The sequence below is a fragment of the Ramlibacter sp. genome, from assembly GCF_028291745.1.
Taxonomy (GTDB): domain Bacteria; phylum Pseudomonadota; class Gammaproteobacteria; order Burkholderiales; family Burkholderiaceae_C; genus Ramlibacter.
Genome location: NZ_JAQGNQ010000021.1, coordinates 1 through 21,144 on the forward strand (window position 1 = coordinate 1; position 21,144 = coordinate 21,144).

Annotated in this window: 19 protein-coding genes and 1 pseudogene; 5 read left to right on the forward strand and 15 right to left on the reverse strand. The window is 68.0% G+C overall.

Annotated elements, in window-relative coordinates; translation table 11 throughout:
* A partial coding sequence (locus JWP60_RS03100; RefSeq protein ID WP_299786273.1) for an efflux RND transporter permease subunit occupies positions 1-478 on the reverse strand: 478 nt, incomplete at its 3' end.
* A 191-nt stretch (positions 479-669) separates the two neighbouring features.
* Between JWP60_RS03100 and JWP60_RS03105 the strand changes: the two genes are divergently transcribed.
* Positions 670-1,329: a response regulator transcription factor gene (locus tag JWP60_RS03105; RefSeq protein WP_299786275.1), complete on the forward strand. Its 660-nt coding sequence runs from the start codon at positions 670-672 to the stop codon at positions 1,327-1,329.
* Positions 1,330-1,419: 90 nt separating this feature from the next.
* A pseudogene (locus tag JWP60_RS03110) lies at positions 1,420-1,641 on the forward strand (hypothetical protein); the annotation flags it as partial.
* Here the strand turns inward: JWP60_RS03110 and JWP60_RS03115 are convergent.
* The 13 genes from JWP60_RS03115 to JWP60_RS03175 all read right to left on the reverse strand — a co-directional run bounded on the left by JWP60_RS03115 (position 1,538) and on the right by JWP60_RS03175 (position 15,046).
* Positions 1,538-2,542: a YncE family protein gene (locus tag JWP60_RS03115; protein WP_299786276.1), complete on the reverse strand. Its 1,005-nt coding sequence runs from the start codon at positions 2,540-2,542 to the stop codon at positions 1,538-1,540. The pseudogene JWP60_RS03110 and the gene JWP60_RS03115 sit on opposite strands and share 104 nt — an antisense overlap.
* A gap of 58 nt (positions 2,543-2,600) precedes the next feature.
* Positions 2,601-3,311 (reverse strand): transporter, encoded by a 711-nt coding sequence (locus tag JWP60_RS03120; protein WP_299786278.1) that lies wholly within the window; start codon positions 3,309-3,311, stop codon positions 2,601-2,603.
* A 42-nt stretch (positions 3,312-3,353) separates the two neighbouring features.
* Positions 3,354-4,163: a hypothetical protein gene (locus JWP60_RS03125; protein WP_299786279.1), complete on the reverse strand. Its 810-nt coding sequence runs from the start codon at positions 4,161-4,163 to the stop codon at positions 3,354-3,356.
* A gap of 158 nt (positions 4,164-4,321) precedes the next feature.
* Complete coding sequence (locus JWP60_RS03130) at positions 4,322-5,179, reverse strand: ThiF family adenylyltransferase (protein WP_299786281.1); 858 nt, start codon at positions 5,177-5,179, stop codon at positions 4,322-4,324.
* 83 nt (positions 5,180-5,262) lie between these two features.
* Entirely contained in the window at positions 5,263-6,291 is a 1,029-nt protein-coding gene (gene dctP, locus JWP60_RS03135) for a TRAP transporter substrate-binding protein DctP (protein ID WP_299786282.1), read from the reverse strand.
* Between the two features lie 47 nt (positions 6,292-6,338).
* Positions 6,339-8,237, reverse strand: a complete 1,899-nt coding sequence (locus JWP60_RS03140) for a TRAP transporter large permease subunit (protein WP_299786284.1) — start codon at positions 8,235-8,237, stop codon at positions 6,339-6,341.
* Positions 8,238-8,384: 147 nt separating this feature from the next.
* A complete protein-coding gene (locus JWP60_RS03145; protein WP_299786286.1) occupies positions 8,385-9,077 on the reverse strand; it encodes a TetR/AcrR family transcriptional regulator in 693 nt (230 codons plus the stop codon).
* Between the two features lie 571 nt (positions 9,078-9,648).
* The gene (locus JWP60_RS03150) at positions 9,649-10,170 is read right to left on the reverse strand and encodes a hypothetical protein (RefSeq protein WP_299786288.1); all 522 of its coding nucleotides are present in this window, start codon (positions 10,168-10,170) and stop codon (positions 9,649-9,651) included.
* An 84-nt stretch (positions 10,171-10,254) separates the two neighbouring features.
* Positions 10,255-12,531, reverse strand: a complete 2,277-nt coding sequence (locus tag JWP60_RS03155) for a xanthine dehydrogenase family protein molybdopterin-binding subunit (RefSeq protein ID WP_299786290.1) — start codon at positions 12,529-12,531, stop codon at positions 10,255-10,257.
* A gap of 4 nt (positions 12,532-12,535) precedes the next feature.
* On the reverse strand, positions 12,536-13,486 hold the full coding sequence (locus JWP60_RS03160; protein WP_299786292.1) for a xanthine dehydrogenase family protein subunit M: 951 nt from the start codon (positions 13,484-13,486) through the stop codon (positions 12,536-12,538).
* Positions 13,483-14,118: an aldehyde dehydrogenase iron-sulfur subunit PaoA gene (paoA, locus tag JWP60_RS03165; protein ID WP_299786294.1), complete on the reverse strand. Its 636-nt coding sequence runs from the start codon at positions 14,116-14,118 to the stop codon at positions 13,483-13,485. The genes JWP60_RS03160 and paoA overlap by 4 nt, the downstream gene beginning before the upstream one ends.
* A 92-nt stretch (positions 14,119-14,210) precedes the next feature.
* Positions 14,211-14,390: a hypothetical protein gene (locus tag JWP60_RS03170; protein ID WP_299786296.1), complete on the reverse strand. Its 180-nt coding sequence runs from the start codon at positions 14,388-14,390 to the stop codon at positions 14,211-14,213.
* A gap of 77 nt (positions 14,391-14,467) precedes the next feature.
* Positions 14,468-15,046 (reverse strand): NADPH-dependent FMN reductase, encoded by a 579-nt coding sequence (locus JWP60_RS03175; RefSeq protein ID WP_299786306.1) that lies wholly within the window; start codon positions 15,044-15,046, stop codon positions 14,468-14,470.
* Positions 15,047-15,216: 170 nt separating this feature from the next.
* Between JWP60_RS03175 and JWP60_RS03180 the strand changes: the two genes are divergently transcribed.
* The gene (locus JWP60_RS03180; RefSeq protein ID WP_299786298.1) at positions 15,217-15,504 is read left to right on the forward strand and encodes a DUF1330 domain-containing protein; all 288 of its coding nucleotides are present in this window, start codon (positions 15,217-15,219) and stop codon (positions 15,502-15,504) included.
* Here the strand turns inward: JWP60_RS03180 and JWP60_RS03185 are convergent.
* Positions 15,449-18,160, reverse strand: coding sequence for an ATP-binding protein (locus tag JWP60_RS03185; RefSeq protein ID WP_299786300.1), 2,712 nt, complete (start codon positions 18,158-18,160; stop codon positions 15,449-15,451). The two genes, JWP60_RS03180 and JWP60_RS03185, sit on opposite strands and share 56 nt — an antisense overlap.
* A 292-nt stretch (positions 18,161-18,452) precedes the next feature.
* Between JWP60_RS03185 and JWP60_RS03190 the strand changes: the two genes are divergently transcribed.
* Together JWP60_RS03190 and JWP60_RS03195 are read left to right on the forward strand one after the other, a co-directional pair.
* On the forward strand, positions 18,453-19,421 hold the full coding sequence (locus JWP60_RS03190) for a tripartite tricarboxylate transporter substrate binding protein (protein WP_299786302.1): 969 nt from the start codon (positions 18,453-18,455) through the stop codon (positions 19,419-19,421).
* A gap of 16 nt (positions 19,422-19,437) precedes the next feature.
* A complete protein-coding gene (locus tag JWP60_RS03195) occupies positions 19,438-20,760 on the forward strand; it encodes a Rieske 2Fe-2S domain-containing protein (RefSeq protein ID WP_299786304.1) in 1,323 nt (440 codons plus the stop codon).
* The last annotated feature ends 384 nt before the right edge of the window (positions 20,761-21,144 follow it).

A 21,144-nucleotide genomic window follows, 5' to 3' on the forward strand; every position in this document is an offset into this window, starting at 1 on the left:
TGTCGGCGTAGAAGTCCAGCTCGTGCAGCGGCATCGCATCCGAGGTGACCGCGATCGACATGATCTGGAAGTCCGCGGGATTCGCCTTCTCCCAGGTCGGAGGGCTCGGCAGCGTCCTGGGCAGCAGCGAGGAGGCGGACGCGATGGCGGCCTGCACGTCCTGCGCCGCAGCGTCGATGTTGCGGCTCGGGTCGAACTGCAGGGTGATGGAGGTCGATCCGGTGCCGCTGCTGGAGGTCATCTCCGTCACGCCCTGGATCAACGTGAACTGCCGCTCCAGCGGCGTGGCGACCGAAGTCGCCATCAGCTCCGGACTGGCGCCGGGCAGATCGGCCGAGACCTGGATGGTGGGCAGGTCCACCTGCGGCAGTGCGGCGAGCGGCATCAAGGCGTAACCCGCTGCGCCTGCCAGCAGGATCAGCAGCATCAGCAGCGTGGTGGCGACGGGTCGGTGGATGAAGGGAGCCGAGGGATTCATCGAGAGGGTGGTGGCGGCGACCGTGTCCGCATCGGACGCGAGAGGCGAGCAGCCCCTGCTGGGCAGTGCTGGCGTGGAACGCGAGACCCTAACGCATGAAACTGAGTTCTAACTGAAGGCCGGGCGCCTTGCGGCCGATACCATTCGAGCGCGCGGGTTTCGTCCATGATCGAAAGCAGAAAGGGCACGCAATGCGGGTGTTGTTGGTCGAGGATGATCCCATGATCGGGCAGGCGACGGAGCAGGCGCTGCTGGACGCGGCGCACGCGGTCGACTGGGTCACCGACGGGCCACAGGCGCTCGCCGCACTGACGGACCACGATTTCGACCTGATGCTGCTGGACCTCGGTCTGCGCACCATGGACGGTGTCGAGGTGCTGCGCGCACTGCGCCGCAAGGACGACACCTTGCCGGTCATGGTGATCACCGCGCGGCACGAACTGGAGACCCGGGTCGACGTACTGGATCTTGGCGCTGACGATTACCTGGTCAAGCCCTTCGAGCTGAAGGAATTGCTGGCGCGGATGCGCGCGGTGGTGCGTCGCAGCGGCGGCTCCGGCGCGCCGCAGATTGTCTGCGGCGAACTGACGATCGACCCCGCCACGCACGAAGCCGAATTCCGCAATGCGCGCTGTCGCCTGTCCGCGCGCGAGTTCGCGCTGATGGAGGCGCTGGTGCGGCGCCCCGGCGCCATCCTGGGCAAGTCCGAACTCGAGCAACGCATCTACGGCTGGAGCCAGGTGGACAGCAATACCGTGGAGGTGCTGGTCTACGGCTTGCGACGCAAGCTCGGAGCGACCGTGATCCGCACCGTTCGCGGCGTCGGATACTTCGTCGACGCTCGTTCATGAAGCCGCTAGCCGCGCACCATTCATTGCAGTGGCGGCTGTCGGCCGCGCTCCTCGCAGTGATTCTGCTCACGGTGCGGGGGCGGGGATCCTGTGTTCGAACCGTTCTATCGGGTCGCACCTGCGGGCGACTCCGGCTCGGGCCTGGGCTTGTCCATCGTCGCCGCGATCGCCCATCGCCTGGGCGGGCAGCCGCCGCATACCGCAGATCTCAGCGCATTGCGGCGGGCTGCCGGATCACCAACACCCGGAAGCTGCCTGGAATCGCCTCGGGCCGGTGCGGTGTCTGTGCGGCCTGTGCGGAGTCCGGCTTGAAGTCCGCCGTCGGCGTGTACAGCTCGTGCAGCACCGAATCCGCTGCGACGGTCCGCGCGCCTCGCGCCGTCGGCAGCGTCTCCACGGTCCTGAACTGGCCGGGCGCGACCTCGGCGACGACGCTGATGGTGCCGTCGCGGCCATTGGCGCTGAACGCCTTGCCGTCCATCCATGCCACGCCGTCGGCCCCGGCACCGATGTCCGCCTGACCGATGACCCGGCCGGTCGAGGGATCGCTGATCACCATGACCTTGTTGCGGCAGACGGAGTACAGCCGCTGCCGGGCATCGATGGCCAGGCCGCTCGGCTCCTCGCAGGGCGCGAGGCTGAAGCGGCGGGTCACGGCGAGCGAGCGCGTGTCCATCACTGCCAGTTCGCTCTTGTCCTCGATGTTGAAATACACGTGCCCCTTGCCGTCGCTCACCGCGTACTCCGGGGTTCCGCCGGCCGGGATGGAGGCCGCAACCACCTTCAATGACTTCGCATCGATGGCGGTCACGTCATTGGAGCCGCCATTGAAGGTGAAGACACGGCCTGACGATGGGTCGTACACGATCGCGTCGGGGCGCCGGCCGACCTTCACCGTTCCAGTGGGTCGGCCCGTGTTCAGATCGAACACTCCCACTTCATCGGCGGCGCCGTCGCTCGTGAAAACCCGGTTCAACTCCTTCGCGACGGCCGCCCCGTGCACGCCAGGTGCGGGCGCGAGCTGGAGGACCGCTTTCCTGCTGCGCACGTCGACTACCTCCACGCGATCCTGGTGCGCGATATACAGGCGGTGGGCCTGCGGGTCCACGCTGACGTAGTCCCAGCGCACCGCGCCGGGCAGCGGAATGGACACGATGCTTTCCGGCGCGGAGTGCGCGGCCAGAGTGCTGCCAAGCAGCAGCGCGGCGAACATGCGTTTCATCGAGAGAGACCTTGGTGGAACTGCAAAAGGGAGTTCATCGCTCGCGCGACTACAGCTCCAACTGGTAGGCCGCATACAGCGAGAAGCGGTTTGCCGCCACCCCCTGCAGCCCACGGCCCACGGCAAGGAGCAGGTTGCGACTTTCGGTCAGCTTGACCGTGGCGCCCAGGTTGAACCCGGTCGTGGGCGCGGCGTCCTGCGCCAGTGCCGTGCGGTGAAAGACTTCGCCTCCCAGCTTCAATCGATCGCCGAACGATCGTTGTCCGAGCAGCCCCAGGTACCAGCTGTTGCGGGCACCCGCGGCTCGATTCACCAGGTAGCCGGCGCCTGCGTCCCAGGTCCAGGCGCCGGACGACTTTTGCAGCCAGAGCGGCAGCAGGAGCTGCGCGCGCCCGTTGCCGAGACCGCGTGAGGCGTTGCCGGTGGGCAGGAACACGGTGGGATAGATCGCCGCCATCACACCATCGTCCGGTCGATGGAAGAAGCGGTACTTGACGCCCACTTCGATGTCGCCGATCCCTGACTGCCATCCCGATCCGCTCGATCCGTTGAACGCGAGGGGCACCAAGAAGTGGCATTGGGTCTCCGCGGCGCAGCCATGGTTCACATCGGCCGCCATGGTTCCGGACGGACCGGCGTTCGTCCGGGTCTGCTGCAACGCGAGGTTGACTTCCGTGTGGTGGAGATCCACCGGCTCCGGGTCGTCGGTCTGGAACGGCGCGCCGGCGCGGGCGATCGTGCAGCAGCACGCCGCCAGCATTGCGAGCACGAGGGGCCCTGCGATGGCCTTCATCCCGAACTGCTACGCGGCTGCCCCGGGCGAGGCCGGCCGTTGCGGGATCAAGCTCACGCACAGTGCCATGAAGGCAAGCAGGACGAGTGAGGCGTACAGCCGGCTGAGGTTCAGGCCGCCCTGCGTCAGGGGTTTGTCGAGAAAGTCGCCCAAGGTGGCGCCGAGAGGCCGGGTCAGGATGAACGCGGCCCAGAACAGCGCCGTGCGCGATACCTGGGTCCAGAAGTAAAGGGCGGCGACGATGGCCAGTCCGGCCCCGAACACCAGCGCCCCGGTTTCATACCCGAGACCCAGTCCACCGCGGTCGGTGCCGGCAAGCCAATCGCCCAGCGCGGTGCCCAGGGTTTGCGAGAAAAGGATGGTGACCCAGTAGAACCATTCCACTCTGGGCTTGACGATGCTGCGGAAGGAAACCGTCCCTTCGGACTTGTACCAAACGACCAGGCTGACCAGGAGCAGTGCCGCGACCAGCGCCACGCCCCCCGGGTAGCCGAGCCCCACCGAACGGTCCGCGAAATCGGCGATCGTGGTGCCCAGGGTCGTGGTGCCGACGATCGTCGCCCAGTAGAGGTACGGACGGAAGCGCGCGGTCCTCACCTGTGCTGCCACCAGGCCGACGAACACGGCCGCGAAGATCAGCGTGCCCACGAGGTAGCCGAGATTGAGCGACATGGTCACCCAGTCACCGCCGGTTTCTCCGAGGGTGGTGGCGGCGATCTTGATGATCCAGAAGCCGAGCGTGATCTCCGGCACCTTGCTGACCGCCTTGCGAATGGTGGAACTGCGATCGGAGGTCAGCGGGTTGGTCGTGTTGGACATGGTTGTTTGTGTGGACGAAGCTTTCCGGTGGGTACAAGTTAACTCGGCAAGCTGAGAGCAGCCTGAGTGCCGGGTAGGACGCTTGCGTGTATCCATGTGGGCATTTCGTGTCAGCCGCCGGGCAGCGGAATCGCTTGCCGCGACACGAAGCCGACTGGCTACCCCAGTCGCGCGACCGAGCGCAAGTTCTCCGCGGTCGTCGTCGGGTACCCGAAGAACTCCAGGTACGCCGGGATCATCTCGAACAGCATGTCCGTGCCCACCTGCACGCGGCAGCCGCGCGCCTGGGCGGCGGCGAGGAAGGCGGTCATCTCCGAGCGCATGACGACCTCGCCGGCGAAGGCGTCGGGCGCCATGCGGTCGACATCGACCGGGAGCGGATCGCCGGCGTTCATGCCCAGCGGCGTGGCGTTCACCACGAGCTGGCAGCCTGCGGGATCGCGGCTGCCGGTCCGCACCGCCACCGCGGGGTAGTGCGTACGCAGCCGCTGCGCCAGGGCTTCGGCGGCCTGCTCGTTGAGGTCGAACAGCGCAAGCGCAGCGACACCGGCGGCGGCGAGGGAAGCAGCGATCGCCGAGCCGACGCCGCCGCTGCCCACCACCAGGCAGCGCGCGCCCCGCAACTGCAGGCCCTTGCGCTGCAAGCCGCGCACGAAGCCTTCGCCGTCGAACATGTCGCCCAGCAGGCGCCCGTCGGCCAGGCGCTTCACCGCATTGCAGGAGCCGGCGACCTGCACCACCGGGGTCAACTCGTCGCACAGGTCGACGACGCTCACCTTGTGCGGCATGGTGATCAGGGCGCCGCGCACGTTCTCCAGGGCGAACACGCTGCGCAGCACCGGCGCGAAGTGCTCGGGCCTGCAGCCCATGGGCACCACGATCGCGTTGACGCCGATCGATTCGAAATACGGGTTGTAGATCATCGGCGCCTTGAACGAATGCGTCGGCCATCCGAGATGGGCAATCAGCTCCGTGCGGCCGTCGATGGGGGTGGGGCGGGGGATGGGTGCGCTCATGGCTTCGCAGGATCCTCAGCGCGCAATGGCTTGCCACGTGCCCTGCCGGGGGTGAACGGTGGCTGCCATGGCTCGCTGCCGTCTTACTTCTTTCCTGCGGCTTCCTTGACCGCCGCCTGGATGTCGTCGACCAGCTTGGGATCGACCTTGGTCTTGAGGAACTCGATCACGGGCGGCTGCGCAGCGGCGCGGAACTGGGCCATTTCCGCTGGCGTCGGCGTATAGACCGCCACGCCCTTGTCGGCCAGGATCTTCGTGCCGTTGGCGGTGAAGGTGCGATTGGCCTGTCGCTCCGCACGACACGCCAGCTTGGCCGACTCGGTGACGACCTTCTGCAGGTCCGCCGGAAGCGACTTGTAGAACTTGTCGCTGAGCACGAACCAGTCGACGCCGTAGTTGTGGCCGTCCAGTGTGACGTGCTTCTGCACCTCGTAGAACTTCGCGAAGATCATCGTCGGCAGCGGGTTCTCCTCGCCGTCGACCACGCCCGTCTGTAGCGCGGTGTAGGTTTCCGGGAAGGCGATCGGCGTCGGCTGCGCGCCCAGGCTCTTCATCTCCGTGACGTACAGCGGGGTCTCCTGCACGCGGATCTTCAGTCCCGCCAGGTCCTTGGGCGAATGGACCGGGGTCTTGCCGGTGCTGAAATGGCGGAAGCCCACTTCGCCGAAGCACAGGTTGTGCATGCCGGTGGCTGCGTGGAAAGACGCCGAGAGCTTCTGGCCGAAGGGGCCGTCCATCACCTTGTCGGCCACCTCGTTGCTCGGGAACAGGTAAGGCATGTCGGTCACCATGGCGTTCGGGTAGAAATTGGCCATCACGCCCGAGGCGAGGCCGCCCTGGATGAAGCCGTTCTTCACGCCCTCGATCAGATCCCGCTCGCCGCCCAGCGCGCCGGCCCCGAACACCTGCACCTCGATGCGGCCACCGCTCTTCGCCTTGACTTCCTTGGCGAAGGCATCGGCCATCACTGCCTTGCGCGAAGTGGCCATGTCGGCGGAGTCGGAATGCGCCAGCTTCAGCACGAACTTGCCCTGGGCCAGGGCCGGCGCTGCGGCGGAGGACAGCAGCGCCGCGACGGCGAGCGCGGACAGCGTGGTGGACGAGGGCTGCATGAGGGGGTCTCCTTTGGATGTGTTCAGGGGAAGGGGCGCGCTTGCGCTCAGTGAAGATTGAACGCGTGCGGCAAGGCCAGGCTGATGGCCGGAAAGACGGCGATGAGGACCAGGCCGATCAGCAGAACGGCCAGGTACGGCAGAAAGCGCGGGGTGACCCGTTCGACCGAGGTATCCATCACCGAGCAGGTCACGAAGTAGCACACGCCGAACGGCGGAATGAAGGTGCCCACGCCCATGGCGATGATGATGACGATGCCGAAGGCCATCGGATCGATGCCATAGCCGCGCGTCAGCTGCAGCAGCATGGGCCCGAAGATCAGCAGCGAGGGCAGGCCCTCGAGGATCGAGCCCATCACCACCATGAGCACGATGGAGAAGGCCATGAAGGCGAACGCCGAGCCCCCGAGCGCCGCGACGAATTCACCCACCACCGACTGCAGCCCGCTGACGGCCAGCGTCCACGAGAACGCGCTGCCGGCGCTGACCATGAACAGCACCATGCCCGCCATCGCGCCCGAGGTGGCGAGCGTGCGGACGAAGGAGCGCAGGTTCAGGCCGCGATAGATGAACACCGAAACCAGGATCGAGAACACCACGGCGATGGCGGAGACCTCGGTCGTCGTGGCGATGCCGCCGACGATGCCGATGATGAGGATGATGGGCACCAGCAGCGCGGGCAGGGCGCGCACGCTCAGGCGCAGCCGCTGCGGCCAGGAGAGCGCCGGGCAGCGGGGCCAGTCCAGCTTCTTCGCACGGCGATTGATGATGACGATCAGGCACAGCCCCAGCACCGCAGCGGGCACCACGCCGGCAACGAAGAAGGTTGCCACCGAGAGCGTGGTGATCGAGGCCAGCACCATCATCACCAGGCTGGGCGGGATCGTCTCGCCCATGATGCCGGCGGCCGCCAGCACCGCGGCGCTTTCCGCGGGGTCGTAGCCCTGTTCCTTCAGCATGCCCTTGAGGGTGGTGCCGACCGCCGCCACGTCCGCGATCTTGGAACCGGAGATGCCCGAGAAGATGTACATCGCGACCACGAGCGCCTGCAGCAGGCCGCCGCGCGTGCGGCCGACCATGCCGGTGACCCAGTCGGCCAGCGGCTTGGTCAGGCCGCCGTCGGTCATGATGTTGCCGGCCAGGATGAAGAAGGGCACCGCCAGCAGGATGAAACTGCTGATGCCGTTCGACATCGCCAGCGACACCGCCATCGGATCTTCGCCCGAGCTGTAGATGAAGACGTACGCGGTGACCGAGAGCACGTAGGCGATCGGAACGCCGGCGAACACCAGGAACAGAAGCAGCACCAGCGCGAAGGCGATGCCCGGCGCGCCCTGCCAGGGGCCGGTGAAGTGCTGCGCCAGGAACCACCCCAGGGCCACGACGGCGACCAGTGCCGCAGCGACGATGTTCTCCCTGACGCTGTGCCGGCGCAGCTGCGCGAGCGCGAAGATCACGGTCAGGCCCATGCCGATGAAGAACGGCAGCAAGGTCCAGGACCTGGGCATCTGCAGCACCACCGTGAGGCTGGTCCACGCGTCGCGCCACATCGGCACGGCGTAGCCGAGGCCGACGAGCGCCACCCCGATCACGAAGTAGTGCCGGGCGCACTCCACGTGTTCGTGCCAGCGCCTGGGCAGCCGATCGATGCCGACGCGCACCACCAGGTGCAGGCCACGGTGATACGCAACCGCGCCGCCGATGAAGGCGAGGCTGGTCAGCGAGTATTCGGCGACCTCGTTCGCCCACACCAGCGAGGTGTTGAACATCGCCCGGATCGCGGTGTTCCCGAACAGCAGCAGCAGTTCGAGCAGGAGCACCAGCGCGAGCACGATGTCGAACCCGTGCTCGACCCGCGCGGAAAAAAGCAGCGGGGGGCGGTCCGCTGCGAGCGCGGGCGCCCTGGTGATCGGATCGCGCTCTGGAGTCGCGACGGCAGGATTCATCTTCTTGATGCGTTGCGCAAGGCGAGGCAGTGCCGCCCGGGACGATCCGAAAAATGTACCATCTGGTTAGTCTGAGGCTACCGGTAGTGACCCCTAGTGACCGGCAGTCGCGGCCGCCTGTTGTGTCGCCGTTCCGCTTGCGGACGCTCAGGATGCGCGTAGGTAGCGGGCGATCATGTCGATGACCACGTCGCGGCGGTGTGCGATATACGCCGGCGAGCGGGTATCGAGCTTGAAGATCAGGCCGAACGTGTGCCGGTTGGACACGTTGAAGAAGGTCAGGGCGGAAATCGACGCGTGGATGTCCACCGGATCGAGGCCGCGGCGGAACACGCCGAGTTTCACCCCGCGGGTGTACAGGTGGCGGATCGCCGCGATCGCGGGCACGTTCAGCTCCTGGATCCGCTTGGACTGCGCGAGGTACTCGCCCCGATGCATGTTCTCGTTCATCACGAGGCGGATGAAGTTCTCGTGCGTCAGGTGGTGCTCGAAGGTGAAGGCCACCAGCCGGCGCAAGGCCTGCTCGGGCTCCAGGTCCTCGAGGTGCAGTTCCGATTCGATGTCGCGCACGCGCTTGTACGACTCCTCCAGCACGGCGAGGTACAGGCCTTCCTTGTTGCCGAAGTAGTAGTAGATCATCCGCTTGCTGGTCTGCGTCAGGGCGGCGATCTCGTCGATGCGGGCCCCCGCCAGCCCCTTCTCGCCGAACTCCGCGGCGGCCACTTCGAGGATGTTGGCCTTGGTGCGCTCCGGGTCGTTGACGCGCGTTGCCTCCCGCGCCGCCGGCTTCGCCTTCGCGACGCGGCTCGCCCGCGCTTTCGCGTGTACCACTTCGTTCATTCCGGAAAGTATAGAGTTCCACCGCAGGGGGCCACTCTGCGCGGCGCTGCAGCCGGATTCAGCGACTACCGCGACACGGCACACGCTTTTCGCGAGCTGTTCGCACGGCTGCGGGCCGAGCGGATGATTCCCTGAAGCGGCGCAAGTGGGGCCTTTTGTGGGGAAGTGGGGGTTTGACACCCAGCGCTGTCCCCAACTTTCCCCACTTCGCGACGACAACTTAATTCAAACGTTTTCAAACCTCTCCGCCTGCTGCGGGCCCGCGGCTTGCGTTCTTCTGCAGCGAGGCGGGCAGGCCGATCCAGGCTGCCGGTCACGGTTTGTGCAGGCGCCTGGCTTTGGCCTGGCCCTGGCGGGGGGGGATGGCTCACCGGCATCCTTCCCCGATTTTTTTCTCTTGTTGTCGCGAAGCTGCCACGCGACACCACTTCTTTTTCGCGCCGCCGTCCAGCTGCGCAAGAAATGAGCACACGCCGCAAAGCGAGGCCGGGCGCAGGCTGCGGCATGGCTCCACAAGCTTGTCCACAACCTTCTCCCCGGTTCCCGGGGACAGGAGGGGATGGCGCCTGTGCTAGGAGTCGAGCTTCTTCTTGCCGGCCGCGGTTTTGCGCGGCTTGTTGGCCGCACGGGTCGCTTCAGAGGGTTTGGCCGGGACGCCCGAACGCGGATCCGAAGCTTCCTGATGGGCCGCGGCATCATCGACCGCAAGGGGGCCGTCGAACGTGCCCGGGAGGGTTTCCAGCCGCACCGGCTCGCGCTCCCCGGGGATGAGGACCTGCAGGCCGAGCGGACCGCTCGTGACGCGCACGCGCACGCGGTCTCCGCCCACTTCTTCGCGATAGTCGTAGACGCCCGGCCTCCACACTTCCGGTGCCATATGCAGGCGATGCGTACCGAGGATGTTTCCGATCTGCTTTTTCAGGCTGTTGCGCTCCACCTGGATCGCCTGGACCCGCGCGAACAGGGCGTCGACGCCCCGACGGTCATCGCCAGCACGGCTGAGGTCGAACGCCTGGGTCAGCAGGGCGCCCTCCTGTTCAACCAGCGCGGACACGCGGCAGCGCAATGTCGCAATGCTTTCGTCCTGTGCCATGGTGAAGCATTTTGGGGCATACGGGCCCGATGCGAGCAGGTTCCCCGGCCGGGCTTCCGTCAGACCTTCGCCTACGTCCGAATGTCAGGCGCTTGCCGGCAGCCCTGTCAGCAGCTTGTCCAGGGTCATCGGGTAATCGCGCACCCGCACTCCCGTCGCGTTGTAGATCGCGTTCGCGATCGCCGCGCTGACGCCGCAGATGCCCAGCTCACCGACGCCCTTGGCCTTCAGCGGTGAGGACATGGCATCGACTTCGTCGAGGAAGATCACGTCCTGGTGCGGGATGTCCGCGTGCACCGGCACTTCGTAGCTCGCCAGGTCGTGGTTGACGAAGAAGCCCAGGCGTTTGTCGACGGCCAGTTCTTCCATCAAGGCGCCACCCACTCCCATGGTCATCGCGCCGATCACCTGGCTGCGCGCCGACTTCGGGTTCAGGATGCGTCCGGCCGCGCACACCGCCAGCATCCGACGCACGCGGATCTCCGCCGTGAAGGCATCGACCCCGACCTCGACGAAGTGCGCGCCGAAGGTGGATTGCTGCGACTGCTTCGCGAGGTCGCCGTACTCCATCGTGTCTTCGGCCACCAGTTCGCCCTGGCTCGCCGCCTGCGCCAGCCCAGAGCTGCGGCCGCCGGAGCGGACCTGCCCGTCCGCGAACGTGGCGTCATCTGGGTTGAAGCCGAGCTTTCGTGCGACCGCTTCGCGCAGCTTCATGCACGCGGCGTACACGCCCGCGGTGGAGCTTGCCGCGCCCCACTGGCCGCCCGATCCCGAAGACACCGGGAAGTTGGAGTCGCCCAGGCGCACGAAGACGCTGGCCAGGGGCACGCCCATCATCTCGGCGGCGGTCTGCGCAATGATCGTGTAGCTGCCGGTGCCGATATCCGTCATGTCGGTTTCGACGGTGACGATGCCGCGGCGATCCAGCCGCACGCGCGCCGCCGATTTGATCACCGGCGCGCCGCGGTAAGCCGAAGCCATGCCCATGCCCACCAGCCAGCGGCCCTCGCGCACTTGCCCTGGCTGTGCGTTGCGAGCGCTCCAGCCGAAGCGGTCGGCGCCGGTGCGCAGGCACTGCACGAGCTCGCGCCGCGAGAAGGGCTGCCCCGCCGCTTTCGTGTCGTTCTTCGCCGCATCGGATTTGCGCCCCTGCGGATCGTCTTTGGATTTCTCCCCGCTGTTGTCCGGCACCACCTGCGTGTCGTTGCGGATGCGCAATTCCACGGGATCGATGGCCAGCTTCTCGGCCAGTTCGTCCATCGCGATTTCAAGCGCCATGTGCCCGGTGGCTTCGCCCGGCGCCCGCATCGCGTTGGCCTCCGGCAGATCGAGCACCGCGAGCCGGGTTGCCGTCATCCGGTTCGGGCCCGCATAGAGCATGCGGGTCTGGTGGACCGCGCCATCGGGCTTGCCGTGCGGCAGGTCGCCGGACCAGCTCTCATGCGCGATGGCGGTGATCCTGCCGTCGCGGGTGGCACCGATGCGCACCCGCTGGATCGTCGCCGGCCGGTGCGTCGTGTTGTTGATCACCAGTGCGCGTTGCAGCGTCACCTTCACCGGACGGCGCGCAGCGCGCGCGCCGAGCGCGGCAAGCAGCGCGTCCGCGCGCAGGAACAGCTTGGAGCCGAAGCCGCCGCCCACGAAGGGGGACTGCAGGCGGACCTTGGCCTTGGCAATCCCGAGCGTCGTCGCCAGGTCGCCGCGGCTCCAGTCCACCATCTGGTTGGAGGTCCACACCGTGAGTTGATCGCCCTTCCACGCGGCGATCGTGGCGTGCGGCTCCATCATGGCGTGGCTCTGGTCCGGGGTGGTGTACATCGCGTCCACCTGCACCGGCGCGGCCGCAAAGCCGGCGGCGAAATCGCCCACGCCCGAATCGGGCGCGCCCCCGCTGCTCGCGTCGGGCTTCACGGCCGCATCCTTCTGCCTGGCGAGGTCGAAATTGCCGGGCGTGCGCTCGTAGTCGACGCGCACCAGTTGCGCCGCGGCCCGGGCCTGCTCGAAGGTCTCGGCCACGACCAGCGCCACGGCCTGGTGGTAGTGCTCCACCTGCGGCCCGGCCAGCAGGCGGGCCGTGTTGAACTTGCCCTTGCCCAGCTTGCCGGCGGATTGCGCCGTCACGATCGCGATCACGCCGGGTGCGCGCCGCGCGCGCTCGAGATCCATGGAACGGATGCGGCCCTTGGGGATGGCGGAACCGAGGATATAGCCGTAGGCCGCATCGGGCGCCACGTCATGGCGCTCGTACGCGTACGGGGCGGTGCCGGTGGTCTTGAGGACGCCTTCGACGCGGTCGACCGGCTTGCCGACGATCTTCAGCTGGTCGATCGGATTGGTGGTGGCGGGGGTATCGAACTTCATGGACTCAGCTCCTCGCCTGGTTCAGGACACCGGCGAGCGTGCGCTCGACCAGGGGCACCTTGAATTCGTTCTCGCGGGTGGGGTGGGCGCCGGCCAACAGCCTGGCACTGACGGCGCGCGGGCCGCGCGGCATCTCGCCTTCGGCCGCCTCGACGCGCCACGGCTTGTGCGCGACGCCACCGAGAGCGACCCGGCCGCTGCCGTCACGCTGCACGATCGCGGCCACCGAGACCAGGGCGAAGGCATACGAGGCGCGGTCACGCACCTTGTGATACAGCTGCGTGCCACCCGCCGGCGCCGGCAGGGTCACCGAGGTGATCAGCTCGCCTTGCTGCAGGTTGGTGTCGATGTGCGGCGTGGTGCCCGGCAGCCGGTGGAAGTCGGCAATCGGGATCACGCGGCTGGCGCCATCGGCCCGCACGGTTTCCACCGTGGCATCGAGTGCGCGCAAGGCGACGGCCATGTCGCTCGGATGCACGGCGATGCAGGCCTCGCTGCCGCCGACGATCGCATGCTGGCGGTTGTAGCCGCCCAGCGCGGAACAGCCGCTGCCCGGCACGCGCTTGTTGCAGGGCATGTTGGTGTCGTAGAAGTAGGGACAGCGCGTGCGCTGCAGCAGGTTGCCGGCCGTGGTGGCCATGTTGCGCAACTGGCCCGAGGCGCCCGCCACCAGCGCGCGCGAGAGCACGGCGTAGTCGCGCCGCACGCGCGGATCGGTCGCGAGGTCGGCGTTGCGCACGAGGGCGCCGATGCGCAGGCCGCCGGCCGCGGTGGGCTCGATGCGATCGAGGCCGATGCCGTTCACGTCGACGAGGTGCGCCGGGGTCTCGATCTGCAGCTTCATCAAATCCAGCAGGTTGGTGCCGCCGGCGACGAACTTCGCGTTGGGCTTGGCCATCACCGCTGCCGCCGCCTGCGCGGGCGAGTTCGCGCGCTCGTAGCTGAAGGGCTTCATGCCTTGCCTCCCGCCACTTCGGCGATCGCATCCTGGATGTTCGAATAGGCGCCGCAGCGGCAGATGTTGCCGCTCATGCGCTCGCGCAGTTCGGCGGACGACACGAGCGGCTGGGCCGTGATGTCGGCACTGACGTGGCTCGGCACGCCGCGCCGGATCTCGTCGAGCGCGCCGACCGCGGAGCAGATCTGCCCGGGCGTGCAGTAGCCGCACTGGTAGCCGTCGTGCCTGATGAATGCGGCCTGCATCGGGTGCAGGTTTTTCGGGGTGCCGAGACCTTCGATGGTGATGACCTTCGCGCCCTCATTCATCACGGCGAGGCTCAGGCACGAGACCACGCGACGGCCGTTCACGAGCACGGTGCAGGCGCCGCACTGGCCCTGGTCGCATCCCTTCTTGGTTCCGGTCAGGTGCATGTGCTCGCGCAGCGTATCCAGCAAGCTGGTGCGCGTGTCGAGCTCCAGGGTGCGCGGCGTGCCGTTCACTTCCAGCGACACCTGCGTGCTGACCGGCACTTCCGGCTGCTGCGCTTGCTGGGCTCCGGCCGCGCCTGGCACCGAGGAGGCTGCGGTCGCGGCGCCGGCGATGAGCACCTCCCGCCGCGTGATCTGGAGTGGGTCGGGAATGGCCATGTCGGGGTCCTTCTGGCGGCAATGCGCGATCAAGCGCGCGAGCATCGGGCCAGGGACGCCGTGGCCGTGTAGGAGGGGCGGCGGGTTGGGAGTCAGCGGCCGGCACGCCGCGCAAACCGGCGCAGGACCTGCCAGCCATCGGACACGACGGCGATGGCCCAGAGCAGGGCCAGGACGAACAGGATCGTTGCCACAGCGCTCAGGGCCGGCTCATCGGCGGTGAACGCGAACCAGCCGAGGACCGAGGCCGCGGCCACGGAAGGCGCATTCATGAGCACCGCCGCGGCCCAGATCCATCCGGGCCGCGCCAGCGACGCGGCCTGGCGGATTCGGTGCTCTGCCTGCCTTCTCACGGCGGGTCGTCGGCAGGACCCGCCCGCACCGCTGCCTGCAAGGCCCGCAAGATCGCCTGCAATGTTGCGTCGGCGGCCAGGCGATCGACGACCATGCCCCGCCGAACCACCAACGAGCCCTCGATCGATTGGCAGGCCGGCTCGACGATCCGCGCGGACATGGTGCGGACGATCTCCCTCAGCGCCGCCTGCGCGTGCGATGCGCGCGGTCCCGCATTGAGCAGGGCGACCGGCTTGTGCACGAAGGATTCGTTGCCAACCATCCAGTCGAGTGCGTTCTTCAGCGCACCGGTCACCCCGTGGGCGTACTCCGGCGAGGCAATCAGCAGGGCATCCGCGGCAATGATCTGCTCGCGCAAGATCCTGACCGGCGCGGGATCCGCGGCTTCCAGGTCGGGGTTGAACAGCGGCAAGTCGCCGATGCAAGCGGAAAGTGCTACATCGATGTCCGAAGGCGCTGTGCTCGTCGCATGACGCAGCAAGGCGGTGTTGACCGACTCCGCACGCAGGCTGCCCGAGATCGCCAGGATCCTGGTTTTCGGGGCTGCGTTTGCGGGGGGTGGTGAATCGTCCATCAGGGTTCGGCAGTTGCTCGGCTGCAGACTGAGGATCGCACAGCGGGCGGATCCGCGCTGGTCGACGCGGGCGATGTTGCGCATTGACGTTTCGTTCAAGACGCCCAGGGCAGCCTATGCTCGGCATCCCGAACGTCAGACCTCTTGCGTCTTTGCAGGAACCACGAGCCATGAGCAACGCGTACCTGGTGGGTCAGATCACGATCACGGATGCCCGCAAGTGGGCCGAGTACACCCGGCAAGTGCCGGACACCCTCGCGCCCTGGGGTGCCGAACTGGTCTTTCGCGGCAAGCAGGTCGCCGTGCTGGCCGGCGAGAATCCGCACGCCGACATCGTCGTCATTCGCTTTCCCGAGCTCGCAGCACTGGACGGGTGGTTTTCGTCCGCTGCTTATCAAGCGCTCATTCCGCTGCGCGAACAGGCGGCAGAAGTGGTCCTGCTGTCCTATCAAGCCTAGGAGCGTGCGCGGCAGGGAAACGCTCCTGCCCGATCCGCTCGCGCAACGCCGCCTCCAGGCGCTGCGAGTGCAGGACGAGTTCGTTCACATCCACGTCCACGCTGGGCGCGTCCTCCACGCGGGCGGCATCGTGCAGGGCGCGGCACGCCTGCAGCAAGCGCTGCGCGCCGAGGCTCTGCGCGGCGCCCAGCATGCGATGGGCCAGCCGGCGCACCTCGGCGAAGTCGCGTCGTGCTGCGGCGTCGACCGTCGCGGCGCGGTCGCCTCCCTGCGTGCGCAGGAAGTCTCCCAGCAACTGACGCTCGGTGGGCGCATCGCCGCCGCAGATCAGAGCAAGCGTGTCCGGGTCGAACAGAGGCAGCCCGCTGCGCTTCGTAGCAGGCAGGGGAGCAGCCTGCGCCGGTTCCCGCTGCGGCAGGGGCAGCCAGCGGTCGAAGGTGGCCATCAGCTCCACCAGGTCCACCGGCTTGACCAGGCAGCCGTCCATGCCGGCTTCGGCGCAGCGCTGCGGCTCGGTGGTGAGCGCGCTGGCCGTGCAGCCCAGGATCGGTGTGCGGGCGTGGCCGCGTTCCGCTTCCTCGGAGCGGATCGCCTGGGCGAGCGCATAGCCATCGCGCCGCGGCATGTTGCAGTCGGTCAGCACCAGCGCCACCCGGCGCGCGCGCCACAAGGCCAGTGCCTGCTCGCCGTCTTCCGCGGTGATGGCGCCGTAGCCCAGGGCGGCGATCTGGCGTGACAGCACCATGCGGTTGGTCGGGTGGTCGTCGGCCACCAGCACGAGCGTGCCCTCCGCTTCCGCGGCCTGCGCATCGGGGGCGAAGCGGCGGCCGGCGACCGCGTGCGTGAGCAGCCGCTGCGCGCTTTCTTGCGTGCCGATTTCCGGTTGGCCCTGGGCGACGGGAAAGCACAGGTCCAGCGCCATGCGGGTGCCCACGGAGGGCGTGCTGTCCATGCGGATGTCGCTGCCCATCGCCAGCGCCAGGCGACGGGAGATCGCCAGGCCCAGGCCGGTGCCCCCGTACTGCGACCAGGTGCCCGCGTCCGCCTGCACGAAGGGCTGGAACAGGCGCGCCGCCACCTCGGGGGCGATGCCGATTCCGGTGTCGCTCACGGTGATGCGGATGCGCTCGCCCGCCTCGCCGCGCTCCAGCAATTCCGCGGCGATGCGCACCGAGCCGCGCTCGGTGAACTTCAGCGCGTTGCTGATGAAGTTGTTCAGGATCTGGCCGAGCCGCAGCGGATCGAACAGCAGCCCGGGGCTGATGTGCCGGTCCACCGATTGTTCCAGCAGCAGGCCGCGGCTGCTGGCGATGCCGCTGTGCACGCTGCAGGCGCGCGCGATCGTCTCGTGCAGCGAGGCAGGACGCGGCTGCACTTGCAGGTGGCCGGCTTCGGCCTTCGAGAAGTCGAGGATGTCGTCGATGATGCGTAGCAGGGACACACCCGATTCGCGCACCACGGCGATGGTGGCGCGCTGCTCACTGTCGAGGCGCGTCAGGCTCAGGAGTTCCAGCAGGCCCAGCACCCCGTTGAGCGGCGTGCGGATCTCGTGGCTCATGGTCGCCAGGAAGTTGCTCTTGGCGCGGTTGGCGGCCTGGGCTGCTTCGGTGGCTTGCCGCAACGCCTGTTCCATCTGCTTTTGCTGCGTGATGTCGGCCCAGTAGCCGGTCCACAACTGTGAACCGTCGGCGCGCGGGCGCACGCGCGCCTGGTTGCGCACCCAACGGATGCCGTCGTCCAGCGCCACGCGAGCGGTGCAATCCAGCGGCTGCCGCCCCGCGCGCGCCGCGGCGAAGGCCTCGTGCATCTGCGGCCGGTCTTCCTCCACCACGTTGCCCATGGCCGCATCGGGATCCTGCATCAGGCGCTCGGCGGCTATGCCGCGATCGCGGCTGGAGCTCTTGCTCACGTACACGAAGCGGCGGCTCCCTGTGGGCCCGATCATCATCTGCCACACGGTGACCGGGAGGTTCTCCACGATCTCCTTCATCTGCCGTTCGCTGCGGTGCCGCCGGCGCGACTCTACGTACAAGGCTGCAAACGACAGCAGGATCAGCAGCGAAAAGCCGCCGACCGAACTCGCCACCGCGATGGAAGCGTGCCGCTGTCGCCGCGCGTCGACTGCGCGGCGCTGCTCCAGCAGCGAGGTCTCCTGCGCCTCGAACGCGTCGGCGATCCGCAGCGACTGCTGCATCGCGTCGCGCGCACGCTGCTGCGCACCGGGCGTGGTCTCCTCGCCAAAGCGGCCATCGCGCGCGCGCTGCAGCGCCGCGTCGTGCGCTGCCGCCGCGCGGTGTGCCAGCACGGCCTGCAGCTGCGCGACGCGCGCTGATTCCACCGGGTTGTCGCTCACCTGCGCCTTCAGGCGTGACAAGGCATTGCCGGCACGGGCAACGGCTTGCTCGCGCTCCTGCGTGAACTCGGCGTGGCCGGTCAGCAGGTAGCCGCGCTGCCCTGCGGCGATGCGCGCGAAGTCCTCCCGAAACGTGGCCACCGTGCGCAGCACCTCCTGCGAGCGGGCGACCGAGGCGGCGGCGACGGTGGCCTCGCGCACGCTGGTCACCAGCGTCCAGCCGGCGAACACCATGAGCGCGATGGCGAGGGAGAGCGAGGCAACGATGTTGAAGTTGGAGGAGAGCCGTCGAATCAAGGACATGACCCGACCATCAGCTGCGTGCGCAGGCGCTGTCAATCCTCACCATGGCTGCGATCTTTCGCGTTACGCGGAATGCCTCAATGCCTTCGTTGGATTGCGGCCGCTCACCCGAGCGGGCACCACGCCGCAGCGCGCCGCCGCCCGCATGCATTTCAGAGGCCGTCCGCTTCCTCGTCCGCCGCAAGGCAAGGGGCAAAATCAGCCCGCGCGTCCTGCGGGTAAGTCCGCTGCGCCCCCTTCCGCCTCCTGCCGAAAATGAAAGCAAATTCCATTTCCGCGATCAGGAGCCTGCTTGACCACCCGACGCCAGTTGCTGCACTCCGCCGCCGGCATCGCCGCCGCGTTGTGCCATCCCTCGCTGCGGGCCGAGGACGACAAGTCGCCGATTCGCCTGCTGGTGGGTGCCTCGGCGGGTACCGACTTCACCGCCCGCCTGATCGCCAGCGGCTTGCAGGAGACGCTCGGCCGGCCGGTGGTGGTGATCCAGAAGCTCGGCGCCGGCCAGCGCCTGGCGCTCAATGAACTGCAGAAGGCGCCGCCCGACGGCCGCACGCTGATGCTGGTGACCAGCGCGCCCTTCTCGATCTACCCGCACATCTACGCCAGGCTGGATTACGAGCCGCTGAAGGACTTCACGCCGATCGCGGGGGTGTCGTCCTTCGACGTCGGCATCTGCACCGGCCTGGCCACCGCTGCCACCAGCATGGGCGAGCTGGTCCAGTGGATCCGCGCCAATCCGCAGAAGGCGATCTATGGCTCGGCGCCGGGGACCGGCTCGCTCTCGCACTTCGTCGGCATCTCGCTCGCGCTGGCGCTGAACCAGCCGCTCACGCACGTGCCTTACAAGGACAGCCCGGTGGGCCTGCTGGACGTCGCCACCGGCCGCTTGCCGATCATGATGACGGGCCTGTCGGGAATGATCGAGCTGCACAAGGCCGGCAAGCTGCGCGTGGTGGCGACCTCGGGCAGCACGCGCTCGCCGCTGTTGCCCGACGTGCCGACGCTGACGCAGGCGGGCGTGAACGTCAACACCACGTCCACCGTCGGCATCTTCGGCCCGGCGCACATGCCGCCGGAGATCGTGCGGCCGCTGACCGCCGCGATCCTCGCCATCGCCCGCACGCCGGAGTACCGCGACCGGCTGGCGCCCTTCAACGTCTTTCCGAAGCCGGCGTCGCCGCAGGAGCTGAGCGCCATCCTGCAGGGCGAGTACCGGCAGTACGCCACGCTGGTCAAGGCCAGCGGCTACGTTCCCGAATGAACCAGGAGACCCTGCCTTGACCCCGCAAGCAAACGCGCAGAACCCGAGCAACTCCGAGATGATGACCCGCGTCGGCCCCGGCACCGTGATGGGCGAGCTGATGCGCCGCTACTGGCTGCCCGCGCTGGCCTCCAGCGAGCTCAAGGCCGACGGCGACCCGGTGCGGCTGCTGCTGCTGGGCGAGCGCTTGATTGCCTTTCGCGACTCGAGCGGCCGCGTCGGCGTGATGGACCAGCGCTGCCCGCACCGCTGCGCCTCGCTGTTCTTCGGCCGCAACGAGCACGACGGCATGCGCTGCGTCTATCACGGCTGGAAGTTCGACGTCGAGGGCAACTGCGTCGAGATGCCCAACGTGCAGAACGGCGAAGAGCTCAAGGCCAAGGTCAAGGCCAGGGCGTACAAGGTGACGGAGCAAAGCGGCCTGGTGTGGGTCTACCTGGGCGCGCAGGACCACGTGCCGCCGCTGCCGGCGATGGAGGCCGCGCTGATCCCCGAAGGCGAGGTCAACGTGCGCTTCGTGCAGCGCGCCTGCAACTGGCTGCAGGCGCTGGAAGGCGACATCGATACCTCGCACTTCGGCTTCCTGCATGCGGGCCATGCGACGGCCGACGATTTCCAGGACGACCATCCGATGCGCCACACGGTGACCAACCGCGCACCCGAGTACCACGTGGCCGACACGCCCTGGGGGACGAGCTATGGTGCGTATCGGCAGGAGGAGGACGGCCGCATGTCGTGGCGCGTGGCGAACTTCCTGTTTCCCTTCTGGACGCAGGCGCCCAATTCGGACTTCCTCACCAACGTCGGCGTGCGGGGCTGGGTGCCGATGGACGACGAGCACACGATGGTGGTGATGCTCTCGTGGAAGAAGTCGCCCGGCGCCTACACCGGCATGCCGCTGAAGAACGGCAAACCGATCCCGGGCTTTGCCCCCGCCGTGGATTACCTGCCCAACACCACCGACTGGTATGGCCGCTGGCGGCCGCAGGCGCGCGCCGAGAACGACTACGAGATTGACCGCGAGGCGCAGCGCAGCAACGAGATCTACACCGGGATCCGGATGGTGTTCATGCAGGACCAGGCGGTGACTGAATCGATGGGCCCGATCACGGACCATTCCTTCGAGCACCTGGTCCCGAGTGACCAGATGGTGGCCCGCACGCGCCGGCGCGTGTTGCGCGCCGCGCTGGCATTGCGGCAGGAGGGCGTGTTGCCGCCGGGAATTGCCGATCCCGAGGCCATGTGGGGGGCGCGCAGCGGCTCGTTTCACACCGCCGCGGGGGTGCCTTGGCAGGAGGCGTACAGCGAGCGCCTGAAGGAGGCGACGCGGGTGAGGTGACGCGGGCCTTCGTCTTGCTCCCTCCCCGCTGGGGGGTTTCAGCGGATGTCATCCCGGGCTCGACCCACTGCTGCCCGGAACCCGCAGCATTTCTGCTTGGCCCGTGCTCCACTTCCGCTTTCGAGCAGCAGGGCGGTCGCGCAAGACGCTGTGCGGTGCGGGCCCGCGGGGGGGCGTCCCGATCACGTGAACGTGATCGGGCAGACCTGCGCTGGCCGGTCGTGCGGCCCACGCGACGAACTCGTCTGCAGTTGGGGCTGCGGCCCAACTGCGAACTCGACCAGCTTCGCGAATCAGAGACGTACGCGCTCCTCGATACGCGCTGCGCGCTCTCGTAGGAGCGCTGGGCCGCAAGACCGGCCAGCGCAGGCGCCACCCCTTTAT

Bases quoted from the DNA above. Each gene is read 5' to 3' on its own strand.
- JWP60_RS03105 (WP_299786275.1), top strand. From the start codon at position 670: ATGCGGGTGTTGTTGGTCGAGGATGATCCCATGATCGGGCAGGCGACG.
- JWP60_RS03115 (WP_299786276.1), bottom strand. From the start codon at position 2,542: ATGTTCGCCGCGCTGCTGCTTGGCAGCACTCTGGCCGCGCACTCCGCG.
- JWP60_RS03120 (WP_299786278.1), bottom strand. From the start codon at position 3,311: ATGCTGGCGGCGTGCTGCTGCACGATCGCCCGCGCCGGCGCGCCGTTC.
- JWP60_RS03125 (WP_299786279.1), bottom strand. From the start codon at position 4,163: ATGTCCAACACGACCAACCCGCTGACCTCCGATCGCAGTTCCACCATT.
- JWP60_RS03130 (WP_299786281.1), bottom strand. From the start codon at position 5,179: ATGAGCGCACCCATCCCCCGCCCCACCCCCATCGACGGCCGCACGGAG.
- dctP (WP_299786282.1), bottom strand. From the start codon at position 6,291: ATGCAGCCCTCGTCCACCACGCTGTCCGCGCTCGCCGTCGCGGCGCTG.
- JWP60_RS03140 (WP_299786284.1), bottom strand. From the start codon at position 8,237: ATGAATCCTGCCGTCGCGACTCCAGAGCGCGATCCGATCACCAGGGCG.
- JWP60_RS03145 (WP_299786286.1), bottom strand. From the start codon at position 9,077: ATGAACGAAGTGGTACACGCGAAAGCGCGGGCGAGCCGCGTCGCGAAG.
- JWP60_RS03150 (WP_299786288.1), bottom strand. From the start codon at position 10,170: ATGGCACAGGACGAAAGCATTGCGACATTGCGCTGCCGCGTGTCCGCG.
- JWP60_RS03155 (WP_299786290.1), bottom strand. From the start codon at position 12,531: ATGAAGTTCGATACCCCCGCCACCACCAATCCGATCGACCAGCTGAAG.
- JWP60_RS03160 (WP_299786292.1), bottom strand. From the start codon at position 13,486: ATGAAGCCCTTCAGCTACGAGCGCGCGAACTCGCCCGCGCAGGCGGCG.
- paoA (WP_299786294.1), bottom strand. From the start codon at position 14,118: ATGGCCATTCCCGACCCACTCCAGATCACGCGGCGGGAGGTGCTCATC.
- JWP60_RS03170 (WP_299786296.1), bottom strand. From the start codon at position 14,390: ATGAATGCGCCTTCCGTGGCCGCGGCCTCGGTCCTCGGCTGGTTCGCG.
- JWP60_RS03175 (WP_299786306.1), bottom strand. From the start codon at position 15,046: ATGGACGATTCACCACCCCCCGCAAACGCAGCCCCGAAAACCAGGATC.
- JWP60_RS03180 (WP_299786298.1), top strand. From the start codon at position 15,217: ATGAGCAACGCGTACCTGGTGGGTCAGATCACGATCACGGATGCCCGC.
- JWP60_RS03185 (WP_299786300.1), bottom strand. From the start codon at position 18,160: ATGTCCTTGATTCGACGGCTCTCCTCCAACTTCAACATCGTTGCCTCG.